Origin of the sequence: Dickeya lacustris, assembly GCF_029635795.1 — a bacterium.
GTDB lineage: Bacteria > Pseudomonadota > Gammaproteobacteria > Enterobacterales > Enterobacteriaceae > Dickeya > Dickeya lacustris.
Genome location: NZ_CP114280.1, coordinates 2,674,107 through 2,699,062 on the forward strand (window position 1 = coordinate 2,674,107; position 24,956 = coordinate 2,699,062).

Here is a 24,956-nt window from a genome sequence, read left to right on the forward strand (position 1 = left end):
GAGCGCAGATCCGGTGCAATCGGAACTGTTGCTGTTAAGCGGGTAACTCAAGTGGCGTTACCCGCAATTGGCACGCGTTCGGCGTTAAACCTCAATGGCCAGAATCGCCATAAACGCCTCGCGCGGGATATCCCGTTTGGAAAAGCCGATATTATGTTTCTTGTTCTCGCGCTGCTTGCGAATAAGCCGCTGTTTCTGCGACAGGCTGCCCTGAAACCCTTGCGCCAGCGCGCTTTTGCGCAGCGGCGGGATATCTTCACGGGCAATCACGCGGTTGCCCACTTTGGCTTGCGCCGGGACGGGGTACAGCTTGCGCGGGAGCACCTGCTTTAGCGTGTTGACGATCTGCGTGGCCCGCGCCCAGGCGTTTTGCCGGGCGATGATAAACGAAAAAGCATCAATTATTTGATTATCAAGGTAAATGTCGCAGCGCACCAGGTCGGCGCGCCGATAGCCAATAAAGGCGTAATCGAGCGTGGCGTAGCCCTGCGTCAGGGATTTCAGCTTATCGAAAAAGCCGAACACCATGTCGTACAGCGGCACATCCCAGTTCAGCGCCACCTGCCCGTTATCGAGATAGTGCATGTCGATAAACTCCCCGCGCCGCGCGGCGCAAAAGGTCATCAGCGCGCCAACATAGTCATCGGGCGTGTGCAGCGTGCAGCGCACATAAGGCTCTTCTACCCATTTCAGCGTCTCTTCGCCGGGAAAGTGCGCCGGGTTATCAATCGTCAGGCACTGCCCGTTATGCAGCGTGACCCGGTATTCCACGCTCGGTGAGGTGACGATGACGGAAATGCCGTATTCCCGCTTTAACCGCTCCCGGATAATGTCCAGATGCAACATGCCGAGAAAACCGCAGCGAAAGCCCGCGCCGAGGGACGCGGAAACCTCGGGCGTGATGTGCAGCGCGGCATCGTTAAGCGAGAGTTTGCCGATGGCGTTGCGCAGGCCCTTGAGGTCGTCATCGGCGTCGGGATACAGGCCGGAAAACACCATCGGTTTCATCTCCTGATAGCGTGCAACGGGCGCTGTCGCCGGGGCATCGGCCAGGGTGAGCGTATCGCCGACCCGAATGGCCGCCGCCTCTTTCAGGCCAGCGGTGAGATAGCCGACTTCGCCGTCTCGCAACCGGGTAAGCGGCTGGCGCTGGGGGAAAAAGGCCCCGGTTTCACTGACGTCAACGCGCTGCCCTGAGGACATAAAACAGAGCGTGTCGCCGGGGCGGATAACGCCATCGACTACACGCACATGCATGATGGCACCCTGATAGACATCGTAGTGCGAATCAAACACCAGCGCGCGTAGCGGGGCGTCGTTCCGGCCTTGCGGCGCGGGAAAATGGCGGGCGATAAACGCCAGCACCTCGGCCACGCCTTGCCCGGTTTTTGCCGACACCGCCAGCAGGTTGCTGATATCCAGTTCAGGGATTGCCGCCAGCTGGCGGGTGGTGCTGACGACATCCGCCTGCGGGCTGTCGATTTTATTGAGTACCGGCAGGATAGTCAGACCATGCTGGCGCGCCAGACTGAGGTGCGCCAGCGTCTGTGCCTGTACCCCTTGGGTGGCATCGACCAGCAGTATTGCCCCTTCGCAAGCCGCCAGGCTGCGCGAGACTTCGGCGGAGAAATCGACGTGCCCGGGGGTGTCCACCAAATTGAACTGATAATGCTGGCCACGCGCATCCTGATAGTTCATGCGCACGGTTTGCAGCTTGATGGTGATGCCGCGCTCGCGCTCGATATCCATGCTATCCAGCAGCAGCTCACGCATGTCGCGTTTGGCCACCGTCGCGGTCAGCTCGATAATCCGGTCAGCCAGCGTCGATTTGCCGTGATCAATGTGGGCGATAATACAGAAGTTACGAATCAGAGAAGTGTGCATACCGAAGACCTTTTACATCATGGTTTGCCTTTCTCGGCGCACGAACCGTGCAGGAAACGGCAAACAACAGGAAACGACGCTGAAGATTCAGCGTGCGAAACAACCAAACGATGTAAAAGTAAATAGCCGGGGCTGATGATAGAGCATGGGCGTCGGGGCTGGCAAGTCAGCGGTGCCGGGGTGCCGATGGGCTATGATGCAATAATCTGTTTTTTCTCGTTTTTTATCTGTTTCTTGTAGCTGAAGTTTTTCAGCTTCTCTCTCAGGGCTGGCGTCGCCTGAATCCACATGAGCTGAAATTCGTCAGCTAATGATGCCGTTTACCGTTATTTTTGCTGAAAATCGTCAATGATTTTTGTGCTTTCTGTGATTTGAGCGACAGATTTAGCGCAAAAAACACCCATTTCTATCGTCTGGTGAGGGAAGTCACAGTCTCTCTGCTGTTGGGTTTGTAGTCTTGGTCTTCGCAAGCTTAATCAATTCAGCTTAAAAGGGTGCAACGGATGAAAAAACAACTGGCAATAGGTATCGCACTGGCGCTGGCTTCCTGGCAGTTGGGGGCGCAGACCTTCGTGCTGACGGACGTGGAAAGCAGCACCGAGAAAGGTAACTGGCAGGTCAGCAGCGAGTCGCTGAAAATAAAAGATGCACACTTCAGCATTGAGCAAAAGGTATTGCACGGCGGCCGTCAGGAAGGCAGCAAAGTCGTTACCATTACCAGCCCGAACGGGTTGCAAATTGCCCTGAGCCCGACGCGCGGCATGGATTTGCTGCATGTTACGGGCAAAAACATTCGCCTGGGGTGGGATTCACCGGTCGATGAAGTGGTAAACCCGAATACCATCACGCTGGAAGGGCGCAACGGACTGGGCTGGCTGGAAGGCTTTAATGAAATGATGGTGCGCTGTGGCTACGAATGGACAGGCCACCCGGTGACCAGCGACGGCATGATCTACACCCTGCATGGCCGCGCCGGGAATACGCCTGCGTCCAAAGTGGTGGTGGACGTGAGCGACAAAGCGCCCTACACCATCACCGTGCGCGGCTTGCTGAAAGAAAACAGCTTCAAGAAATCCAACCTCGAAACCTGGACGGAACTGCGCTATGTGCCGGGCAGCGAGTCGTTTACCGTTCATGATGTGCTGACCAACAAAGCCGACTACCCGCGCGACTACCAGATTATCTATCACAGCAACTTCGGCACCCCGATTCTGGAAGAGGGCGCGCGCTTCCTGGCACCGGTAAAAGAGATTTCACCGTTTAACGACTATGCCAAAGCAGGCCTGAAAAGCTGGCAAAGCTATAAAGGGCCAACGAAAGGCTTCGACGAAATGGTATTCAACATGACGCCGTACGCGGATAAAGCCGGTAAAACGCTGGCTGCGCTGGTTAACCGTGCGGGTGATAAAGGCGTTTCTATCGCGTTTGATACCCAGCAGTTGCCGTTGCTGACGCTGTGGAAAAACACCGACACCGAGAAGCAAGGCTATGTCACCGGCATTGAACCCGGCACCAGCTACGCCTACCCGGTCACGATTGAGCGCCAGCAAGGGCGGGTGAAGAAACTGCAACCCGGCCAGAGCACCACGTTTGAGCTGACCTACAGCCTGTTAAGCAGCCCGGCGGCGGTGCAGCAAACCGAAGAAAAAGTGAAATCGATTCAGGGCGACCGCCCCACCACGCTGACGGAAAAACCGATCGCGGTGGAATAAGAGTTACCCCTCACCGGGAGCGTCAGGCTGGCGGGTGTTCAGCGCCAGCCTGTATACGCATCGCCAGCTTAAGAGGCGCTCGCGAAGGCGAAGCCTTCGTCAGCCCAGCCGGTGATCCCGCCTATCATCACTTTTACCGGAAAACCGAGACGGGCGATTTTATACGCCGCCTGATCCGCACCATTGCAATGCGGCCCGGCGCAGTAGACCACGAACAGTTTACCTTGATGCAGGGCCGCCAGCTTTTCGTGGGTTATCTCACGATGAGGCAGATGGATGGCACCGGGCAGATGTTTGTGGTTGAAGGTGTCGCGGCTGCCAACGACATGCAGCAACACAAAATCCACTTCCCCCGTGGTGATGGCGTGATGCACATCGGCGCAGTCGGTTTCCAGCGCCAGTTTGTTCTGGAAATACAGCGCGGTTTCTTCGCAGGGTAAAGCGGGTGTCTCAGTTACGTAGCTCATCGGTGCTCCTGATTTTTATGTCGGTATGATTTATCCGTGTCGTGTATCCAGAATCGTGTATCAATGCTGCACAGCGGGATTCACGCAATTCTCCGTCACCGTGCCGGTCAGGGCGGCTATCAGGTTATCTACCGCGCAGGCCGCCATGTTGTAGCGGGTTTCGTGGGTGGCGGAGCCGATGTGCGGCAGCGCGACCACATTGGGCAGCGCCAGCAGCGGTGAGTCCACCGGGAGCGGCTCTTGCTCAAACACATCCAGCCCGGCGGCGTGCAGCGTGCCGTCGGTCAAGGCTTCAATCAGCGCCTGCTCATCCACCACCGGGCCACGCCCGATGTTGATGAGGATCGCGCCAGGCTTCATCTTCGCCAGTTGCGCTTTGCCAATCAGGTGGCGGGTTTGCGGCGTCAATGGCAGGGTAATACACAGAAAATCCGATTCGGCCAGCAGGGTATCAAGATCGCAGTAACGGGCGTTAAAGCGGGTCTCTGCCGCCTCATGGTGGCGGCGCGCATGATAAAGCACCGGCATGCCAAAGCCGAAATGTGCGCGCTGCGCCACCGCAAGCCCGATACGCCCCATGCCCAAAATACCGAGGGTTTTGTGGTGGACATCCACGCCGAACCAGCTTTCACCGATGTTACCCGTCCACTCACCGGCTTTGACGCGCTCGGCGGATTCCAGCGCCCGGCGCGCGGTCATCAGCATCAGGGTCAGCACGGTATCGGCGACGGTTTCGGTCAGCACCGTCGGGGTGTGCATCAGTAGCGCTTTCTTTTCATTGAGCGCCTCGACATCGATATTGTCGTAACCGACCGACACGGTAGACACTGCGCGTAATTGCGGCAGGTGAGACAGGTACTCGCGGCTGACGGTATAGCCAGCCCCAATAAGCCCCTCGGCGCGGGCCAGTAGCGGGTGGCCGACCGGCGGCAGCCCGTCAAATACGGAAACGGTAAAATGCTGTTCAAGTTTGCGCTGTAGCGCTTCAGGAATGTGCTTGTAGAGAATGACGTCAGGTTTCATCGTTCACTCCGGCTGAGGGGGATAAAGGCGAAATGGCATCATGAGCAACCTGCGCCAAGACTGCAAGCCTGTTATCTCTTGATGAAAATAACGAATGATATTTTTATTAATGAATCACGATGTAATACATTGATTAATTTTTAATTAAATACTGAGCTATGTTTTTATAGAGTAATAAATTTAATTTTTTACGTTAGCTAAGATAATTTTCACTTAAAATAAGTTCTTGACTAATGAAGTCAGCAAAAGCTCTGACTTTTGGTGACAGATGTCGATTAGATGGCCAAATTAAGGACATTGCTCCTAATGGCACCATGAATTCTTCCAGGATTGGACGAAGTAAACCGGCGTTAATAGCCTGCTTGGCAACGTAGACAGGTAGATGGGCAATACCTAATCCGTCTGTAGCAGCTCTTAGCCCAGCATGAGTATTATTAAAAATAAGATTTCTGGGGAGTTCTAAATTTGTATATGGTGATTTAAAAGACCATGTCGCAATACGCCCGTTTGATGGATATTTGAAATGTATACAGTGGTGATTCAATAAGTCGATTGGTGTATTTGGCAGCCCATGGTGTTTAAAATAATTCTTATCGCCGCAAACAACAAAATGCTGCTCACCGATTTTACGGCCAACCAAACGACTGTCCGCAAGTTCGCCACTCCTCACTGCGACATCAATGCCTTCTGCAATAATATCAACCACACGATCTTCAAAATCGATATCAAGTTCAATATCAGGAAATTTTTGCAAAAATTTTGGTAATAACGGCATCAGGAGGCTATGACCGAAAATCTGTGGCACATTAACCCGGAGCTTTCCTTTTGGATGTGATCTGATCTCAGAGATCACTGCTCTGGCATCGCAAATTTCATCCAGTATATGCTTACAGCGCTCGTAGAAAACGCTTCCCTCCTCCGTTAACCCGATACTGCGAGTTGTACGGTGGAAGAGCCTGACACCTAGCTCATCTTCGAGTCTGGCTACACTTTTGGCGATAGCTGATGATGAAACGCCAAGAACCCTGCCAGCGGCTGCATAGCTGCGAAGTTCAGCGGCGTAAACGAAGATGTTTATCGCCCTCAAACTCTCCATATTCCCCCACGTATTGAAGACAAATTTTCCTCAGTGTAAGTACATACACTTATATTTACAATCTTACATCCAGTATTTAATCTTAAAGAAAATAAACGTTTGAGTATTCTATTTTTATTGCCTTATTTTACCTTAAAAGTTTTTTATGAAAATGTTCACATTATAAAATCCCGATTTATGGGCTTTTTCTAACAGTGGGTATTAATTATATCCCATGTGAGTTTACCAATTCTTTAAGAATCAGTTATCGCAATGTTATATATTAGGAGATGTTGATATCTATATGGGCGAAGTCATACATACGATTTCATCAGATAATTCTGATGAATCATTAATAATTTATTTTGCAGGATCAATTCGGGCCGGTCGAGATGATGTTCCAATTTACGCCAAGTTGATAGATAAACTTAAAAAATACGGAGTTGTTATTACTGAGCATGTTGGTGATTATAAGTTATCGGTGAATGGGCAATCATTTTTGAGTGATAAATTTATTCACGATAGAGATTTACATTGGCTTAGACATTCTCATGTGGTGGTAGCAGAGGTTACAACACCAAGCCTTGGTGTTGGGTATGAAATTGCTACAGCGATCGGTTGGCGTATACCGGTCATTACTCTGTACAGGAAAAATAATAATAGTGTATCTGCGATGATCTCGGGGAGTGATGGCTGTCGCCATTTTGAATACGAAGAAGTATCAGATGCTTATAATATCATTGAAGATGAATTTAAAAAAATGGGATTTGATTTAAGTGATGAATCGTAATATTACTACAGCACTAGTTAGTACACTGAATAATATTCTTAAAAATGGGTCACATGTTGGCTCTCGCGATCAAGAGCAGATAGAAGTTCTTTCAACGCTAACTAAAATTACCAAGCCATCGGAACGTTTTCTTGTTATTCCCGGGAGAAATAATAATGTTTTTGCCCAAGTTGCAGAAACAATGTGGGTTTTAGCGGGAAGAAACGATCTTGAATTTTTAGATAATTATCTTCCTCGTGCAATTGAATTTTCTGATGATTTGAAAACATGGCGCGCGGCCTATGGACCGCGTTTGAGAAAGTGGAATGGGACTGTTGATCAGCTACAAGGTGTCATTAAACGGTTTCAAGAAGACCCTCTAACCAAGCGTGCAGTCATAAGTATTTTTGACCCTGAAAGTGATTACCGGGAAACAAAAGATGTACCGTGTAATAACTGGCTTCATTTCATTCAACGCAACGGTTGTTTAGATTTACATGTCACAGTTCGTGCAAATGATGCCATCTGGGGATTCAGTGGCATTAACTTTTTTGAATGGAGTGTGCTCCATGAGATTATTGCTAAAACTATGGGGTGGCGTGTTGGTAATATCTCATGGTATGTAGGGACATTTCATATCTATAGTCGTCATTATTCTACAGCGAAAAAAATATCTCAGATAGAAAAGCCTATTAGTATGTATGAGTGTGGTGTACACCCAACAGTTATAACGACGACTGTGGATGAACTGGATAATGTTCTCGAACTGTTTTTTAAATCTGAGGAGTTATCCAGAAGTGGAGAGTTTAATAAAGCTTCTATAATTGCCAAAGAAATATCAGATCCATTTTTTAGAAATTCAGCGATATTGATGAAAATATATAATGCTATAAAATTAAATATAGATAAAGATATTACAAGCAGCTATCTCAATGAGTTGGGTCAATCTGATTTTCGTATAGCTGCAATTGAATATCTTAGCCGAAAATGGAAATCACCGATGGTTTTTGATGGGGTGAAAGATATATCACCAGACTTTTATCAAGCGTTTCATTCCATGAATTCTTGCATTAATAATTATGTAATCAGCTAATCTAACTTGGGTCTTTGTGTGAAAAAAATATTAAACATCTCCGTTCCAAATATTAATCGGTCAAAGCTTTTTGTTACGTCAACCATTTTCAACGCAACAGGTAGCGGACTGGTTATGGCCTTCATGATGGTGTATTTCAATAGAACAACAAATCTTAGTTTGTCAGCGATTGGATTTTCTATTGCAATGGGGAGAGCACTGTCATCGATTGTACCAGTATTTATTGGTCGATTACTGGATAAAATAGGCCCTAAAAAAATATCCATATTAGGAGATTTTATTAGTGGATGCGGATTTATATTATGTATTTTCGCCAAAGACCCCTTAACTATCATGTTGACACAGTTTTTTACTCAGGCTGGTGCTCATATTTTTTGGACCTGTAATAGAGGGCTTGTGTCCCTTGCATCAAAAGGTGAGGGTATTCATATATGGTTTGGACTTATCTCATCCATCAGGAATGTGGGATTGGGATTAGGAACGATAATTAGTTCTCTTGCATTTTCTAACGATTCTATAGATAACTTATTCTTTATTATTTTTGCCTCAGCATCACTCTATTTTCTTTCATGTATTACATTATTGGTCTGGAGGCCTGATGGAAGCGTTTTTAATGGTAATAATGTCGAAAAAAACAACACAACTATTAAAAGTGTTTTATTTGATAGAAAATATAGAAGTTTGCTTTTTGTGAACTTAGGTTTGGTTCTTTCGGCAATGGTTATACCTCTTGTTATTGTTATTTACTCTACCCAGCAGCTTGGTTTACCACCTTTTTTTTCAGGGTTTTTGATTTTTCTAAATACGGCAATGGTTTCAATATTAAGTGCCCACGTTGCTTCATGGACAAAAAATCATGATTCAATATTAAATATAAAATGGTCTTATGTTTTGAATATTTTATCATTCATGATTTTTTGGGGCGCTGGATTTATTATAAATCAGCATCAGGTGCTGGTGTTTTCAATTATGGTTTTGGCTATGGTTATTTACAGCATAGCAGAAATGATCTCTTCACCTTCAGCAAATTTTCTGAGTATTGATCTGGCACCAAAGGTTAATAACGGTAGTTATATGGCCGCTTTTCAGATGACGTGGTCGATAGGAATGACTGTGACACCAGCTATTATTGGTTGGCTTATGGATATAAATAAGCACGCTACATGGAGTGCTCTTATTTTAGTCATGGTGTTTATTTTTTTATTCGGTTTTAAAGTATTTAAGAGAGATATAAATGGATAGTTCGTTTTTTAATGAAAAAATTAAAGTATTAATAATTGAGCCGATTGGGATGGGGGGGGAGTTACTATTAAATGCTACCTGTGCTCTCGGATATCACTCTATTGTCGTAACAACTGAAAATGTATATAAATCAACGTTAATAAAAAACACTCATCTTATAGATGAAGTAATATTTGCGGATTTTTCTGACACTAAAAAAGCGATAGATTTTTTAGTTAAGGAAGTAGCTGATTTAGGTATTTCAGGGGTGGTTGTTGCTTGGGAGTTTTTGACGGATGTTGCTGCTGAAATAGCAGAAAAACTAAATGTTTGTGGGCCAGATGCATCACTCTCTAAAGCGAGAAGAAATAAACACACGATGTATAGGGTATTAGCTAAGGAGACTTGTCCGCTACCCGAATTACAGGCTGTTCTTACAACAGACAGTAATTTTACTCATATTCCCTATGAGGAACTAGATTATCCTCTTGTTGTAAAACCAGCAGAAAATGCAGCATCTTTTGGTGTTTCCGTTGTGAATTTCTTGCGAAGAGTTTTCACAGGCTTTTAAAGATGCATCACAATGGACCCATGAATATCCACATGGGATACCTTTTAGTAATGAAATTCTTGTTCAAGAATATATCCCTGGGCAAGAATTTAGTGTAGAGGCGCTGTCTATTTCTGGTCGATATTTTCCTTGGGGTGTGACAATGAAATTTACCACATCAGGTAAGGCTCGTGCCGAAACTGGACATATTTTTCCTGCGCCAATTTCAGATATACTTCGGGATAAAATATTAGGCATAGCAGAAAAAGCAGCTTTGGCTCTGGGTATTACAAATGGAATTAGTCATACGGAAATTAAGCTAGACAAAAATGGGGAGCCTCGAGTTATTGAGAGTTGTTCACGCCCGGCTGGCGATTATATTCCTCGCTTGGTTAAATTATCGACCGGTGAGGATCCTTTGGAAATCTATGTAAAACAGGCTGTTGGTGAATTGCATACAGATTTCTCTCCGGCTAAACCGTATTGTTTTTCCGCTATTCAGTTTATTCGGCCAAATATCGATGGGAAATTCGTCTCAATTAATATCCCTTCAGTTTTAAGTAGCGCTAAGATAGTTGATTCGCGGATTACAGTGGTCGAAAATTCACATGTCCAACCGGGAACAACAAATATTGAACGTTTAGGATGGACTATTATATCTGCTGACACAGCAGATGCGATTGTTGGCGCGATGGAAGAATTAGAAAATAGTACAAGGATTTTTATCGAATGAACTCATTTTCTCAGCTTTGCTTGAGGTCTCTTGATATTTCTCAAGCATCTCCTTTTCTTGAAATGGCGTGGGATAGAATAAAAAGAGAACATCCAGACTCTGTCCTTATTCTTCAAGATCAATCAAGGGGCGAAAGCCCCTGTGGAAAAAGATCAATTGATAGTATTCTTAAAGTTAATGAGCAGAACGATGCTGATTTTCATAGCATCTTGTCATGGTCTATTCCTAATGAACGTACGATAGAAGATATAACGCTATTTCCTAAAATAAAATCTATCCCGGGCCCTCTTAATTCTGTATATAAACTTTCAGATAAACGAGCCACTAAGATATTATTTGAGCAATTTTTACTTCCTACGCCTAAATGGGAAGTTCTTGATCGTGAATTTACAAGGGGAGAATTATTAAGAAATGAGGTGAAGGAAAAGATAGAGTGTAATCTTCTAAATCACATTCCTTTCCCTATTGTCATTAAACCTCTCTGGGATTGTATGGGGCATGGCGTTGAAATTATTAATAATTTAAATGAACTGGTTGAAGTGCTATCTTTAAATAATAAAAGAACAATTCTCGCTGAATCGTTCATAGATGGTGATCTTGGCTGTGTTGAAATAATAGGTGTGCCTGGATGTTATTTTTTTCAGCCACCTTGTCTCACAGGAAAGAGCCGGGATGGCGTTCGCTCTAACTTTGATACTGTTAGAATATGTCATCCCAATTTTTTCAGTAGGCAATTAAGCGCTTCTATTAAAGAAAAAATTGTTAATGTTCTTGAGTGCTTAGATTTTTCAGGTGCTTGTTGTGTCGATTTTATTACTACTAAGGATGATATTTACTTTTTAGAGATAAATCCGCGTATCAGTGGTATTAGTTGCCTTAGTTCTGCTGCAAGTGGGGTTAACTCATTTGAGGCTACTTATTTAATTTCTTCTAATCAATGGGGTGGGCATATATTTGAAAATAGAAAAAGTAATTTTTCTGCTATTCAGATAGGAGGTACTCATGTCGAAAAATATATATCGCTATTGGAGTCAAATAACGATCTGAAAATTGTCAGAAATAATATTATCTCTGTTGATGGTAATGAATCACGTAATGTAATAGTTTCGGGTGCTTCTGTATCTATTGATGATTTTTTAAAGTTTGCAGATTTAACACCTTAACTTTGCAATCAATATATTTAATTTCTGAGTTAGAAAACAGACAACCTGCGCCAAGACTGCAAGCCGTTGCGTTAGCGCGCAGGGAAAAGCAGGTTGCTATCCTGCCAGTGCATCATCAGTAAGCAAGCCTGAGTGTCGGCCTGTTGGCTCTCCTGTACCGTCATAAAACCGTGTTTGCGGTAAAAGGCGCAGGCGCGATGGTTTTGCTGGTAAACCTCCAGGCTCAGTACCGGAAAACGCTGTTGAACATGGGCCATCAGCGCTGCCCCGGCACCGTGGCCATACAGCGAGTGGTGGACAAACAGCGCCCCGATAAAACGTTGATCCATCACGCTGATAAACCCGCCGATGCCCTGCTGAGTTTCATATACCCAGGTTTGCGCGCGCGGCAAATAGTGGTTGCGCACCAGTTCCTCGCTCTCTTGCCAGTAACCGGGGGCGATAAACGGGTGCGCGCGCGTGGTGCTCTCCAGCCACAGTGGCACCAGCGTGTCGAGGTCTTCGGTGTGATAGGCGCGGATCATGCGGTTTCGGCATGGCAAAAGCAGGTGGTGACATGGTCGTTAACCAGCCCGGCGGCCTGCATAAACGCATAACAGATGGTCGAGCCGATGAAGGTGAAACCGCGCTTTTTCAGCGCTTTTGACATCGCATCAGACACGGCGGTTTTTGCTGGCACCTCCGCAAGCGTGGCCGGGTGGTTCACCTGCGGCTGGCCCTGCACAAACGACCAGATAAAGGTGACAAAATCCTCACCTTGCTGCTGCATCGCCAGCAGAGCGCGGGCGTTACGAATAATCGCCGTTATCTTTCCTCGATGGCGAATGATACCGGCGTCGTGCACCAGACGGTCGATATCCGCTTCGGTCATGGCGGCGACGCGCTGAGGGTCAAAGTCGTGAAAGCAGTGACGGTAGTGCTGGCGTTTTTTCAGCACCGTTAGCCAGGATAATCCGGCCTGTTGCCCTTCCAGGCACAGGAGTTCGAACAGCGCCCGCCCATCGGTACAGGGTTTGCCCCACTCGTGGTCATGATAGTCAAGGTAAAGGGCATCCTGCGTTACCCAGCCACAGCGTGTCATGGTTCCTCCCGTGACGACAGCATGATTGTTATCTAACAACATTGTTGATATTGATGTTGATATTGATGAAGACAAGCGATATTGACGCACGCGGTGGTTGCGACAGCGCCATCGGCGGGGAAATCATCCCCCCGGATGGCCTGTGATGCAACTGGCGATGGCACAAGCCTGCGCGTTCACGCTGATTGAAATAAAAAATAGAGATAACTGACAGGGGATTAGCACATGGGGATGGAGTGGGTTCTGGCTTATCTGGCGTTGGGCGCTGTGGTGGGGTTTATGGCCGGGTTATTGGGCATTGGCGGCGGTGGCATTATGGTGCCGGTGCTGACGGCGCTGTTTGCCGCGCAGGGCGTGGAAAAGGCGCATCTGGTGCATTTGGCGCTCGGCACCTCGATGGCGGCGATAGTGATGACGGCGGTTTCCAGCCTGCGCACCCACCATCAACATCAGGCGGTGCTGTGGCCGGTGGTCTGGCGTATCACCCCGGCGATTCTGGTCGGTACGTTTATCGCCACCTGGCTTGCCGCCCTGCTGCCGACCCGGGCGCTGGCGATTTTCTTTTCCTGCTTTATGGCCTACGTCTCGCTGCAAATGGTGCTGAACATTAAACCGAAGCCGAACCGCCAGTTACCGGGCGTGGCCGGGCTGTCGCTGGCCGGGTTGACCATTGGCAGTATTTCGGCGCTGGTGGCGATTGGCGGCGGCTCGCTCACCGTGCCGTTTTTGAGCTGGTGTAACGTGCGCATTCAGCAGGCGATTGGCACCTCGGCGGCGGTCGGCTTGCCGATCGCACTCGCTGGTGCGCTGGGCTATATGATGAATGGCTGGTCGGCGAGCGGGCTGCCTGCGTTTAGTCTCGGTTATGTGTCGCTGCCTGCGGTGGTGCTGATTTCCGGCGTCAGCTTTTTTACTGCGCCGGTGGGCGCGCGGCTGGCGCATCGTCTGCCGGTTGCCACGCTGAAAAAAGCCTTTGCCGGGCTGTTGTTGCTGTTAAGCCTGAAAATGCTGCAAACCGTGTTCGCCGAGTAATCATCCGCCGGGCGGCTGAAGTTGTTGCCGCATTCTGGCTGTATATCTTGCACTCAGAGGGTATACTGACGCCCTCATTGTAAAAACCACTTGTATCGCGTGCGAATCCAACATGCAAAAGTTTGATACCAAGACCTTTCAGGGACTGATCCTGACGTTACAGGATTACTGGGCGCGTCAGGGCTGCACCATCGTCCAACCGCTGGATATGGAAGTCGGTGCTGGCACCTCTCACCCTATGACGTGCCTGCGCGCGCTCGGCCCGGAGCCGATTGCCGCCGCTTACGTTCAGCCGTCACGCCGTCCGACCGATGGCCGCTACGGTGAAAACCCCAACCGCCTGCAACACTATTACCAGTTTCAGGTGATCATCAAGCCGTCGCCGGACAACATTCAGGAGCTGTACCTCGGCTCATTAAAAGAACTGGGCATGGACCCGACCATTCACGACATTCGTTTCGTGGAAGATAACTGGGAAAACCCGACGCTGGGTGCCTGGGGTCTGGGCTGGGAAGTGTGGCTGAACGGCATGGAAGTCACCCAGTTCACCTACTTCCAGCAGGTCGGGGGTCTGGAATGTAAACCGGTGACGGGCGAGATAACCTACGGCCTGGAACGTCTGGCGATGTACATTCAGGGCGTGGATAGCGTTTACGACCTGGTATGGAGCGACGGCCCGCTGGGTAAAACCACCTACGGCGACGTGTTCCATCAAAACGAAGTGGAGCAGTCCACCTACAACTTCGAATACGCTGACGTGGATTTCCTGTTCACCTGCTTTGAGCAGTATGAAAAAGAAGCCCAGCAGTTGCTGGCGCTGGAAAAACCGCTGCCGCTGCCTGCCTACGAGCGCATTCTGAAAGCCGCCCACAGCTTTAACCTGCTGGATGCGCGCAAAGCCATTTCCGTAACCGAACGTCAGCGCTACATCCTGCGGATACGTACCCTGACCAAAGCGGTGGCGGAAGCCTACTATGCCTCCCGCGAGGCGCTGGGCTTCCCGATGTGCAACCGTAAACAGAGCTGAGAGGCCGCGATGACAGACAAAACATTTTTGGTGGAAATCGGCACCGAAGAGCTGCCGCCGAAGGCTTTGCGTACCCTGGCACAGGCGTTTGCCGCCAACTTTACCGCTGAACTGGACGCCGCCGGGCTCGGTTATCAGTCGGTCAACTGGTTCGCCGCGCCGCGCCGTCTGGCGCTGAAAGTGGCCGGTTTAAGTGCCTCCCAGCCGGACAGAGAAGTAGAAAAACGCGGCCCGGCCATCGCGCAGGCGTTTGATGCCGAAGGCAACGCGACCAAAGCGGCCGAAGGCTGGGCGCGCGGTTGCGGCATCACCGTCGCGCAGGCTGAACGCCTGACCACCGACAAAGGCGAATGGCTGCTGTTCCGTGCGCAGGTGAAAGGCGAAGCGGCGCAAACGCTGCTGCCGGGCATGGTCAGCACCGCGCTGGCGAAGCTGCCTATCCCGAAACTGATGCGCTGGGGCGACAAAGAGACCCAGTTTGTGCGCCCGGTACACACCGTGACGCTGCTGCTGGGCGATGAACTGATCCCCGGCACCGTGCTGGGCATTGATTCCGCCCGCGTGATTCGTGGCCACCGCTTTATGGGCGAGCCGGAATTCACCATCGATAACGCCGACCAGTACCCGCAGATTCTGCTGGAGCGCGGCAAGGTGCTCGCTGATTACGAGGCGCGTAAAGCCAAAATCAAAGCCGATGCCGAAGACGCGGCGCGCAAGATTGGCGGCAATGCCGATTTGAGCGACAGCCTGCTGGAAGAAGTCACCTCGCTGGTGGAATGGCCGGTGGTGCTGACGGCAAAATTCGAAGAGAAATTCCTGGCTGTACCGGCGCAAGCGCTGGTGTACACCATGAAAGGCGACCAGAAATACTTCCCGGTTTACGACAACAGCGGCAAGCTGCTGCCGAACTTCATCTTTGTTGCCAACATCGAGTCGAAAGACCCGCAGCAGATTATCTCCGGCAACGAAAAGGTCGTGCGCCCGCGTCTGGCGGATGCCGAATTCTTTTTCAATACCGACCGCAAAAAACGCCTGGAAGATCATCTGCCGCGTCTGGAAACCGTGCTGTTCCAGCAACAGCTCGGCACGCTGCGCAATAAAACCGACCGTATCGCGGCACTGACCGGCTGGGTCGCCGGGCAGATAGGCGCTGATGTCAATCACGCCAAACGCGCGGGCCTGCTCTCCAAGTGTGACCTGATGACCAACATGGTGTTTGAATTCACCGACACCCAGGGTGTGATGGGGATGCACTACGCCCGTCACGACGGCGAAGCCGAAGACGTGGCCATTGCGCTAAACGAGCAGTATCAGCCGCGTTTTGCCGGTGATGAACTGCCGTCTTCACCGGTGGCTTGTGCGCTGGCGATCGCCGACAAGATGGACACGCTGGCGGGGATTTTCGGCATCGGCCAGCACCCGAAAGGCGATAAAGACCCGTTCGCGCTGCGCCGTGCCGCGCTCGGCGTACTGCGCATTATCGTGGAAAAACGCCTGCCGCTGGACTTGCAAACCCTGACCGAAGAAGCGGTACGTTTGTACGGCGACAAGCTGACGAACGCCAATGTGGTAGACGATGTGATTGAATTCATGCTGGGCCGCTTCCGCGCCTGGTATCAGGAAGAAGGTCACAGCGTGGATACCATTCAGGCGGTGCTGGCGCGTCGTCCGACCCGCCCGGCGGATTTCGATGCCCGCGTGAAAGCAGTCAGCCATTTCCGCACGCTGGAACAAGCCGCTGCGCTGGCGGCCGCCAACAAGCGCGTCTCCAATATTCTGGCCAAATCCACCGAAACGCTGAACGACAGCGTGCAGGCGGCGTTGCTCAAAGAGAACGAGGAGATCCAACTGGCGACCTACGTCACTGCGCTCACCAGCAAGCTGGCACCGTGGTTTGCCGAAGGCCGTTATCAGGAAGCGCTGGGTGAACTGGCGCAACTGCGCGAGCCGGTAGACAACTTCTTCGATAAGGTGATGGTTAACGCCGATGATGAACCGGTGCGCATCAACCGTCTGACGCTGCTCAACGAACTGCGCAACCTGTTCCTGAAAGTGGCGGATATTTCGGTGTTGCAGTAATCCTCCGGTCAGCCGGGTGGTATTGCGCCGCCCGGTGCCGATGACGGTGATTGTGACTGTGATTGTGACTGTAACGGTGATGATGACATTGCGATGTTAAGCATCACACTGACGGGGCTGCGGCCCCGTTTTTTATGCAAGCTGGCGCAGCCACAGCACCACTGCCGCATACACCCCGATGGCGACAATACTCAGGCACGTGCCGCAGGCAATCAGGCTGGCGGAGCGGCCGCTTTTTAAGTAATGCGTTTCCAGCACGATGATGTTTGCCGCCGGTGGCAGTAAGCACAGCAGATAGAGCGTCGGCATATTCTCCATCACCAGGCTGATGCCAAGAGGCTTGCAGAGCGCAATCAAGGCGCTGACCAGCATGAAAACCACACCGGCCCGGCAGGCAAAAGGCCACAGCGCCCGGCGAAAATCGGCGGCGCGAATTGTGGTGGCAGATAGCCAGATGCCCAAAATCGCCATACCGAGAAAGCTCATCAGAAATTTCAGCACGTCGTAGGCCGGTTTGCCGTACACCTCAAGCTGGGGGGCCAGTGGCATCGCCGCTAACCCGACGGCCAGCGCCCACACTGGCGGAGCCTGAAGTGTCTGGCGTACCCGGGTTTGCCAGCGTTGGCCTTGCGCCATCAACCCCACGCCAACCGAATTACCAAACAGCGAGCTGCCGACATACGCGGCAATGATAACCATCGCCGCGCCGTCGCCAAACAGTGACCCGGCTACCGGCAAGCCCAGCCAGCCAATATTCAGGTAGCAAAAACAGAGGTTTTGCACCGGGTCGCGGGTCTGGAGACGGCTGACCAGCAACATCACCCCCATCATGATTATCATGCCCAGCATAATCACGAACACCCCGGCGCGGTGGGTGGCAATATTAAAAATGATCACCAGCGGAATAACGATTTTTGTCAGCAACGCCGATGCGCGCCCTTTAATATCAAGCGGCGTATGCCCGGCAAGAAACCCTATCAGCAGATAAAGCAGCGGAGAGAAAATGGCTATCGACATGGGGAGGCTCCGTGGGTGGGGCGCACCGCCGCCCGTGACTGGCGGTGTAATCCTGGTGGTGTGATGTTGTCGGTATAATAACAGCGCGGCGTCAGGTTGCTGCCTTCAGCCAGCCTGTCAGCACGCTCTTTTCTTTTAAAAACAGGCTCAAGTCCGGGTGGCTGCGCATGTGTTCATGGTTCGGCTGTTGGGCATGGCATTCAATGCAGAGCGCTTGCAGGTTGCTGTGCTGATTCTCGTTTTTCTGCCCATTACGGTGGTGGACATGCAAAAAGCGCCGCAGCCGCGTTGCGCTGAGGTCGGCATGACAGGCTTCACAGTGCCAGTTTTTCGCCTCCCGAAATTGGCTCGATATCAGATGAAAATCTGATGAATAGGTATTGGTTGGTGCGTCTTTATCGGTATATTGAGGTCTGTATGTAGTAGCCGAGTTGGGATATTTTTCAAAGAATTCTTTTAAATCAAAATGCTCAAAAATATGATTCTTTTCCTGGTAAGACTTTGACGCATATCCTTTCCAGTTGAGTGTATTAAGACAAAGTTTACAAACATCCAGTCTTGCCTCCTCTGCGTTCCATTCCTTTCCTGATGAATTCGCGCGTTTTATGGTAAAAATACCATCGCTTCTTGTGGCGACAACATATCGATTACTGTGGTTCTTTTGCCACATTTCTTGCAGCTTACTGCAATTGGCTAAATGATATTTAGGCAGGCTGACTCTGTCACCGTATGATGCAATGTCCCGAATATGCAGAATGACTTTTTTATTGTGATAATCGATGGTGCCGTTTTTATTAAAAATAATATCGTCTATGGTGACATCCATACCGACGGTGGCAAGAATTTCATCAATATCGAGTTTTTTTATTTTCAACTCAGCGATAGGTGGCACCAGCTCTGCCTGCATAGCAGAGCGTAGTTGATTAAAATTATCCACCAGCAAAAAATCGGTCAGGCCGGAAATCAGAAACTGGCTCATCGTTATTTCCCGCCTTTTTCCACGATATTTTTTTCTACAATGTTTTTTTCTACGATATTAGCAACCTGGCGCTCAACATTGGTTCTGACCCGAAATTCCACCCGCTGGGAACGGGCCTGATCTTCCGTTTGGTCGGGGGAGGTAATCACTTTTCCGTCGGCATCCACCGGGCGGGCGGAAGAAAAACCGATGGCGCGCACATGGGTTTTAAACCAGCTAAAAGAAGGCTTCGACTGGGAAACCACTGGCATATTCATAATATATTCCAGCGTTGAACGGGTACGGGACTGGGATAATTCCATATTATGAAAATAGGCGTCTTTATCGTTTACGCCGGTGCGCCACACCGTTGAAGTATGGCCTTCAATGCGAATCTCTTCGATATTTTCGATGTATTTCGGGTCGGTCATTATTTTCAGGTAGCGCGGAATAAATTCATCAAGAATGGTTTTAAATTCAGGCTTCAGTTCCGCCGAGCTGGTGGTAAACAGAATATTCGGTTCCTGAAATCGCACGGTGAGATCCTGGTCAATGGTGGCATGCCAGCGTTTTAAATCATCTTTAAACTCATGCTGCAACGCTTGCCCTAACCCCTGTAGCGTATTTTTATACACCGACGGGATTTTCACCATGTCTTGAACTTTTATCATGTAGATCAGCGAGATGAGCAGGAAAATCATCATCAGTGATGTCATTAAATCGCTCAGGCTTATCCAGAAATCTTCTTTGGTCTGTTTTGGTCGAGCTAACAGGGGGTTGGCCATCGTTTTATGCCCTCAGCGCTTCAGATAACCGCACCACCTCTTTTAAACGCTCGGTAAGCGGGGTGTAATCCTGCGCGAATTTGTTAGAGAGCGAGGCCAATTGCTGCCCTAACGAATCGAGCGATTTTTTCAGCGCATCGGATAAGGCCGCATCCAGTGCCGTGACCTGTTTTTTCGTATTTTCAGTCATGTCGGTGATATTCGTGGTAATGGATTCATTATGGCGTTGAATATATTGCGTCATCTCTTGTGACATGCTGGTCATTAATTGCTGTAACTGAGTGCTGGCTTTTTGTATTGTCTCGTTGGTTTTTATATTCTGCTCATTGACGTTATGCGCCATATTTTCCGCACTGAGCGTCATCTGCGCAGTGAAATGGCCGACGGAAGATTGCAAGGTTTGAGTGGCACCCTGTAAATGCTCGGTTATGATATTTGCTGACGCCTGCGCGCCGTGCTGAATATGGGTAATCATCTCCGAAACCCTGCTTTCGATTTCAGGAATGCCGCTTTTCGTCACATCAATAACGCCCGCCAGCTCGCTGAGGTTCGCTTCTAATGCCTGCTCAAGCGCAGAAAATGCACCAATGGTGCGTTCAATATTTGCCGCTGTCTGGCTAAAAGACTGCGCATGTTCAACAACCTGTGAGAAGCTTTCGCCCGCCTGCTGCATATTGGCGGTGGTCTGGGTTTGTTGGGCGATCATTTCCTGCATTTGCTGGCGATACTGCTCTTGCCAGTCATTAATTTTCCCCACGGCGGCGTTGAGTTGTTTAAAGTTTTCGCCAAACTGGTCGCTGATTTTTTCATTGAAATCACGAATCACTGCTTTTAGTGCATCGATCAGTGCATTAGAGTTATTTTCCGCCTGCGTGTTGGCAAATTCGACAAACGCTTTATGCAAATGGCTTAATTGATCGTTTTGGTCGCTACGAATTAATTTAAGTTGGGTTAACAATGAGGCTTCTTCATGACCGACCAGCGAGTAATGTAGTTTATCCAGCGATTTGCCGGAGAGTTGCAGTTGCCTGACGATATCGTCAATAGTGGCATCTTGCACCGGTGTATCGGTAGCGGGAGCTTTAGCGCCCCAAAAGGTATAGCGGAATTTTATTGTCAAAGCGGAAAGTACGCCGAGGGCAGAGGCCAAAAACGCCGTTTTTATACCATTAATCAGATTTGGCAGGCTATTTTCAACATCGTTCATATTGAAATCCAGCAGCCCTAATGTAATACCCAGGAATGTTGCAAATATGCCAATGGTAATTAACATTCCGGGAGCTTCATGCGCATTCTTTTCTGTAAATTTGACATGAAAGATGACGCAGAAAGCAAAAATAATAAAAGCAAATAACACCGTATCGTATGGGTGAATATAATTCATAGTATTACACGCTGTGTTAAAGGATAAGCCAATTGCCAGCACGGGGCTGAGTATAAAAACAGCAGAATACCGTATCCTGAAAAAATTAAAAAAACTTAATTCTTTAATTATTAAAGAGAAAACAATTGCGTATCGTCACTATCAATCCGCGTTCGTCTGTGGGGTGTTAACCGGCAGGCCAGTGCCTGCCGGTGAAGGGGAATTACGCTTCAGCGGGGGTGATAACCATCAGTCGTTGCCCGGCCTGAACCTGTTGCCCGGCATGCCGCAACTGGCTATGCAGGGTGCCCGCGACAGGGGCGAGGATCGGAATTTCCATTTTCATCGACTCCAGAATCCCGACCACTTGCCCGGCGCTGACGCGCTCGCCGGGCGCTATCAGCCATTGCCACACGCTGCCCGCCACCTGGCTTTCCACCGCGTGGCCGCCCTCCGGCACGGCGTCATCAGGTTCGGGTTCGTCTTGCAGGCGACTGTCAAAGGTGAATTGGCCGTCGGCGCGCCAGCGAGCCAGCTCGGTTTCAAACGCGTGCTGGCGCTGGCGTTCAAACGCGGCAATCTCCGCATGTTGTTCGGTGAGCATCTGCTGATACTGCGCCAGACTAAACTCGCCCTCCTCAATACGCAGCGGGTAATCTCCCCACGGAAAACGCTCACGAATGGTCAGCAGTTCCTCTGCGCTGACCGGGTAAAAGCGAAGCTGATCGAAGAAACGCAGCAGCCAGGGTTGCTGGAATGCATCGGTTTGTCGATCGCGGTTCCACATCTGCAAGGTGCGGCCAACAAACTGATAGCCGCCCGGCCCTTCCATACCGTATACACACAGATACGCGCCGCCGATGCCGACGGAGTTCTCCGCCGTCCAGGTGCGGGCCGGGTTGTATTTGGTGGTGACTAAACGGTGGCGGGGGTCAATCGGGGTGGCGACCGGTGCGCCCAGATAGACATCCCCCAGTCCCATCACCAGATAGCGGGCATTAAAGACGATGTCTTTAACCTGCGCCACATCATCCAGCCCGTTGATACGGCGGATGAATTCGATATTGCTGGGGCACCAGGGCGCGCCGGGGCGCACCGACTGAGTATAGCGGGTGATGGCTTCGCGGCAGGCCGCATCATCCCAGCTTAACGGCAGCCACAGGGTGCGAGAGGGCACGGTGGCGTGTTGCAGGTTGCCGAGCGCATCATCGGCGTGCCGCAGGTGCGCCAGCAACGGCTCGCGCGGGCATTGCAGGCTGTCAAAGTGCACTTGCAGCGAGCGGATGCCCGGCGTGAGCTCCTGTATGCCGGGCAGCGGGTGGCGCTCCAGCCACTGCATTAAGGCGTGGACGCGAAAACGCAGGGCGATATCGAGCCGGTGCTCGCCATATTCCAGCAGGACAAAGCTGTCACCGGCGGCGCGGCAGGTAACGGCGGGGCGATCGTCACTGGCGGGGCGCTGATACAGCACCGGTGAGGTAATCGTGGCTGGTGTGCTGGTGCTGGTGCTCGGGCAGGCGGCAAGGTCGGCTTCGGCGGCCCGTGCCAGTGCATCCGCCTGCGCCAGGGTGACGGGCACAAAACGCAGGCTGTCACCGGCTTTGAGTTGGCCGAGTTGCCATAAATCGGCCTGGATGACGGTAGCCGGGCAGACGAAACCGCCCAGCGATGGGCCGTCCGGCCCCAAAATAACCGGCATATCGCCGGTGAAGTCCACCGTGCCGAAGGCGTAGGCATTGTCGTGAATGTTAGACGGGTGCATCCCCGCTTCCCCGCCGTCGGTGCGCGCCCACTGCGGTTTCGGGCCAATCAGCCGCACCCCGGTGCGGCTGGAGTTGTAGTGTACCTGCCAGTCGGCGGCAAAGAAGGTGTCGATGTCGTCCGGGGTGAAGTAGTCCGGCGCGCCGTGCGGGCCATAGATAACGCGGATTTGCCAGTGGTTGTGCCAGTCCGGTTGCGGCAGCGCTGCATCAAGGTGCGTGAGCGCAGGGGCGGCCAGATGCAATACATCGCCTGCGCGCAGCGCGCGACCGGCATGGCCGCCGAATTTGCCAAGCGTAAAGGTGCTGCGGCTGCCGAGGTAGGTCGGGCAAGCCAGCCCGCCTGCCAGCAGCAGGTAACTGCGGCAACCGGCCCCGTCAATGGCGCCGAGGGTCAGGGTTTGCCCGGAGCGGGCGGCATACACCTGCCAGCCGGTCAGCGGGGTGTCATCCAGCTGCGCTGCGATGGCCGCACCGGTAATCACAAAGGCGCAGTCGTGGTTAAAACGCAGCGTCGGGCCGCGCAGGGTAATTTCGAGCCCGGCGGCGTCCGGCGTGTTGCCCAGCAACTGGTTGCCAAGGCGAAAAGAGCGGGTATCGAACGGGCCGGAAGGCGGCACGCCGACATGCCAGTATCCGGTGCGGCCTGGGGCATCCTGCACGGTGGTGAGCGTGCCGCCGCCAAGGACATCCAGCGTTGCCGGTTGCCATGCCACGCTGCCCAGCGTCGCGGTGATGATGGCTCCGCGTCTGACCGTTGGCAGGGTCAGCAGGTGGCGCAGCCAGGCAAGATTGGTTTCGATGCCGTACAACGATGTGGCGTCCAGCGCTCGCGTCATACCGTCGAGGGCGGCGTCGCGGCTGTCGCTGTGTACGATAATTTTTGCCAGCATGGGGTCATAGAACGGCGACACTTCGCTGCCGCTGTCCAGCCAGTGGTCGATGCGCAGCGTCAGACCAGGCAGCGCCTCTGGAAACGCGACCTGACTGAGCAAGCCTGCGCAGGGCTGGAACTGTTTGGCCGGGTCTTCGGCATAAACGCGCACCTGAATAGCGTGGCCGTGCGGGGTGGTGACAAGCTGTGGCAGCGGCGGCAGGCAGCCTGCGCCCAGCTCCACCATCCACTGCACGATATCCACGCCGTACACCATTTCGGTGACGCCATGCTCAACCTGCAAGCGGGTGTTGACCTCTAAAAACCAGAACTGTTTGGCGTTTTCGTCATAGACGTACTCCACGGTGCCTGCGCTGCGATACCCCACCGCCTGGCACAGCCGGATGGCGGTGGCGTGCAGCTCGGCGCGTACCGCGTCGCTCAGGCCGGGGGCGGGCGTCTCTTCCAGCACTTTCTGGTTGCGACGCTGGGCGGAGCAGTCGCGCTCGCCAAGGGCGATGACGTTGCCCTGGCCGTCGCCGAAAACCTGTACTTCGATGTGGCGGGCGCAGGCGATGAATTTTTCCACGAACACGCCATCATCGGCAAAGTTGTTGCCCGCCAGCCGTTTAACGCGGGTAAAGGCCTCGGTCAGTTGCGGTTCGTCATCGCAGCGCTGCATCCCGATGCCGCCGCCCCCGGCGGTGCTCTTTAACATCACGGGATAACCGATGTGGCGCGCCTGCTCGCAGGCGGCGTCCAGCGAGGTGAGCAGGCCGCTGCCCGGTAACAGCGGAACGGCATTCTGCTGTGCCAGTGCGCGGGCGCGATGTTTCAGGCCAAAGGCGGCCATGTGTGCGACGGTCGGGCCAAGAAACACCAGCCCCGCCTGTTCGCAGCGGGTAACGAACTGGCTGTTTTCGCTGAGAAAACCGTAGCCGGGATGAACAGCCTGCGCGCCGCTGGCGGCGGCGATGCGCAGCAATTTCTCCTGATCCAGATAGGTGTCGCGCACCGGGCCGTCGCCCAGCGACCAGGCTTCATCGGCCTGACGCACATGCAGCGAATGGCGGTCGGCTTCGGCATACACGGCAATGGCTTTAACGCCCATTTTCTTCAGGGTGCGGATAATACGCACCGCAATTGCGCCACGGTTGGCAATCAGTACGCGCTCAAACATGACAAGCTCTCTTGCGGGCAGGTCGTCCTGCGGGGTGTTGGACGCATGGTGCGGGTCGTCCCGCGCGTCGCGCTTGCGCCGGGTGGCGTTTCCGGTCTGGTGTTCTGGGG

Annotated in this window: 21 protein-coding genes; 10 read left to right on the plus strand and 11 right to left on the minus strand. The window is 51.6% G+C overall.

The window, feature by feature from the left end:
• Positions 1 to 84: 84 nt before the first annotated feature.
• On the minus strand, positions 85 to 1,884 hold the full coding sequence (gene lepA / locus O1Q98_RS12130) for a translation elongation factor 4 (RefSeq protein ID WP_125257817.1): 1,800 nt from the start codon (positions 1,882 to 1,884) through the stop codon (positions 85 to 87).
• A 503-nt stretch (positions 1,885 to 2,387) separates the two neighbouring features.
• On the opposite strand from lepA, the gene O1Q98_RS12135 reads away from it, so the two are divergent.
• Positions 2,388 to 3,596 carry an aldose 1-epimerase family protein gene (locus O1Q98_RS12135; protein ID WP_125257818.1) on the plus strand — a complete coding sequence of 403 codons (1,209 nt, stop codon included), beginning with the start codon at positions 2,388 to 2,390 and terminating at the stop codon, positions 3,594 to 3,596.
• Between the two features lie 68 nt (positions 3,597 to 3,664).
• Here the strand turns inward: O1Q98_RS12135 and O1Q98_RS12140 are convergent, their stop codons facing one another.
• The 3 genes from O1Q98_RS12140 to O1Q98_RS12150 all read right to left on the minus strand — a co-directional run bounded on the left by O1Q98_RS12140 (position 3,665) and on the right by O1Q98_RS12150 (position 6,182).
• Entirely contained in the window at positions 3,665 to 4,063 is a 399-nt protein-coding gene (locus O1Q98_RS12140; RefSeq protein ID WP_035338958.1) for a rhodanese-like domain-containing protein, read from the minus strand.
• Positions 4,064 to 4,123: 60 nt separating this feature from the next.
• The gene (ghrB, locus tag O1Q98_RS12145; protein ID WP_125257819.1) at positions 4,124 to 5,086 is read right to left on the minus strand and encodes a glyoxylate/hydroxypyruvate reductase GhrB; all 963 of its coding nucleotides are present in this window, start codon (positions 5,084 to 5,086) and stop codon (positions 4,124 to 4,126) included.
• A gap of 193 nt (positions 5,087 to 5,279) precedes the next feature.
• Positions 5,280 to 6,182, minus strand: a complete 903-nt coding sequence (locus O1Q98_RS12150; RefSeq protein WP_125257820.1) for a LysR family transcriptional regulator — start codon at positions 6,180 to 6,182, stop codon at positions 5,280 to 5,282.
• Positions 6,183 to 6,465: 283 nt separating this feature from the next.
• Between O1Q98_RS12150 and O1Q98_RS12155 the strand changes: the two genes are divergently transcribed.
• Genes O1Q98_RS12155 through O1Q98_RS12180 form a run of 6 tightly spaced genes read left to right on the plus strand, consistent with a single transcriptional unit; the run spans position 6,466 to position 11,690 of the window.
• The gene (locus O1Q98_RS12155; protein WP_125257821.1) at positions 6,466 to 6,951 is read left to right on the plus strand and encodes a nucleoside 2-deoxyribosyltransferase; all 486 of its coding nucleotides are present in this window, start codon (positions 6,466 to 6,468) and stop codon (positions 6,949 to 6,951) included.
• On the plus strand, positions 6,941 to 8,023 hold the full coding sequence (locus O1Q98_RS12160) for a thymidylate synthase (RefSeq protein ID WP_240632690.1): 1,083 nt from the start codon (positions 6,941 to 6,943) through the stop codon (positions 8,021 to 8,023). Before O1Q98_RS12155 ends, O1Q98_RS12160 begins: the two co-directional genes overlap by 11 nt.
• An 18-nt stretch (positions 8,024 to 8,041) precedes the next feature.
• Complete coding sequence (locus O1Q98_RS12165; protein WP_205744225.1) at positions 8,042 to 9,265, plus strand: MFS transporter; 1,224 nt, start codon at positions 8,042 to 8,044, stop codon at positions 9,263 to 9,265.
• Positions 9,258 to 9,815, plus strand: coding sequence for an ATP-grasp domain-containing protein (locus tag O1Q98_RS12170; protein WP_278141720.1), 558 nt, complete (start codon positions 9,258 to 9,260; stop codon positions 9,813 to 9,815). Before O1Q98_RS12165 ends, O1Q98_RS12170 begins: the two co-directional genes overlap by 8 nt.
• Positions 9,816 to 9,852: 37 nt before the next feature.
• Positions 9,853 to 10,527: an ATP-grasp domain-containing protein gene (locus tag O1Q98_RS12175; protein ID WP_278143751.1), complete on the plus strand. Its 675-nt coding sequence runs from the start codon at positions 9,853 to 9,855 to the stop codon at positions 10,525 to 10,527.
• The gene (locus O1Q98_RS12180; RefSeq protein WP_125257825.1) at positions 10,524 to 11,690 is read left to right on the plus strand and encodes an ATP-binding protein; all 1,167 of its coding nucleotides are present in this window, start codon (positions 10,524 to 10,526) and stop codon (positions 11,688 to 11,690) included. Before O1Q98_RS12175 ends, O1Q98_RS12180 begins: the two co-directional genes overlap by 4 nt.
• A gap of 71 nt (positions 11,691 to 11,761) precedes the next feature.
• On the opposite strand, the gene O1Q98_RS12185 is transcribed toward O1Q98_RS12180, so the two are convergent.
• Both O1Q98_RS12185 and O1Q98_RS12190 read right to left on the minus strand, forming a co-directional pair.
• Positions 11,762 to 12,214, minus strand: a complete 453-nt coding sequence (locus tag O1Q98_RS12185; protein WP_035338962.1) for an N-acetyltransferase — start codon at positions 12,212 to 12,214, stop codon at positions 11,762 to 11,764.
• Positions 12,211 to 12,771, minus strand: a complete 561-nt coding sequence (locus O1Q98_RS12190) for a DNA-3-methyladenine glycosylase I (RefSeq protein WP_125257826.1) — start codon at positions 12,769 to 12,771, stop codon at positions 12,211 to 12,213. The genes O1Q98_RS12185 and O1Q98_RS12190 overlap by 4 nt, the downstream gene beginning before the upstream one ends.
• Before the next feature lie 225 nt (positions 12,772 to 12,996).
• Between O1Q98_RS12190 and O1Q98_RS12195 the strand changes: the two genes are divergently transcribed.
• The 3 genes from O1Q98_RS12195 to glyS all read left to right on the plus strand — a co-directional run bounded on the left by O1Q98_RS12195 (position 12,997) and on the right by glyS (position 16,909).
• Positions 12,997 to 13,803 (plus strand): sulfite exporter TauE/SafE family protein, encoded by an 807-nt coding sequence (locus O1Q98_RS12195; protein WP_125257827.1) that lies wholly within the window; start codon positions 12,997 to 12,999, stop codon positions 13,801 to 13,803.
• Positions 13,804 to 13,915: 112 nt separating this feature from the next.
• Positions 13,916 to 14,830, plus strand: coding sequence for a glycine--tRNA ligase subunit alpha (gene glyQ, locus O1Q98_RS12200; protein ID WP_012767825.1), 915 nt, complete (start codon positions 13,916 to 13,918; stop codon positions 14,828 to 14,830).
• Positions 14,831 to 14,839: 9 nt separating this feature from the next.
• Positions 14,840 to 16,909, plus strand: coding sequence for a glycine--tRNA ligase subunit beta (glyS, locus tag O1Q98_RS12205; protein WP_125257828.1), 2,070 nt, complete (start codon positions 14,840 to 14,842; stop codon positions 16,907 to 16,909).
• A gap of 132 nt (positions 16,910 to 17,041) precedes the next feature.
• Here glyS and O1Q98_RS12210 read toward each other — a convergent pair whose 3' ends face one another.
• The 5 genes from O1Q98_RS12210 to uca all read right to left on the minus strand — a co-directional run bounded on the left by O1Q98_RS12210 (position 17,042) and on the right by uca (position 24,846).
• Entirely contained in the window at positions 17,042 to 17,926 is an 885-nt protein-coding gene (locus O1Q98_RS12210) for an AEC family transporter (protein ID WP_125257829.1), read from the minus strand.
• Between the two features lie 91 nt (positions 17,927 to 18,017).
• Positions 18,018 to 18,905 carry an HNH endonuclease family protein gene (locus O1Q98_RS12215; protein ID WP_125257830.1) on the minus strand — a complete coding sequence of 296 codons (888 nt, stop codon included), beginning with the start codon at positions 18,903 to 18,905 and terminating at the stop codon, positions 18,018 to 18,020.
• A gap of 2 nt (positions 18,906 to 18,907) precedes the next feature.
• Entirely contained in the window at positions 18,908 to 19,669 is a 762-nt protein-coding gene (locus tag O1Q98_RS12220) for an OmpA/MotB family protein (protein WP_125257831.1), read from the minus strand.
• Between the two features lie 4 nt (positions 19,670 to 19,673).
• Entirely contained in the window at positions 19,674 to 20,942 is a 1,269-nt protein-coding gene (locus O1Q98_RS12225) for a hypothetical protein (protein ID WP_125257832.1), read from the minus strand.
• A 313-nt stretch (positions 20,943 to 21,255) separates the two neighbouring features.
• Positions 21,256 to 24,846, minus strand: a complete 3,591-nt coding sequence (gene uca / locus O1Q98_RS12230; RefSeq protein WP_125257833.1) for an urea carboxylase — start codon at positions 24,844 to 24,846, stop codon at positions 21,256 to 21,258.
• Positions 24,847 to 24,956 lie beyond the last annotated feature (110 nt).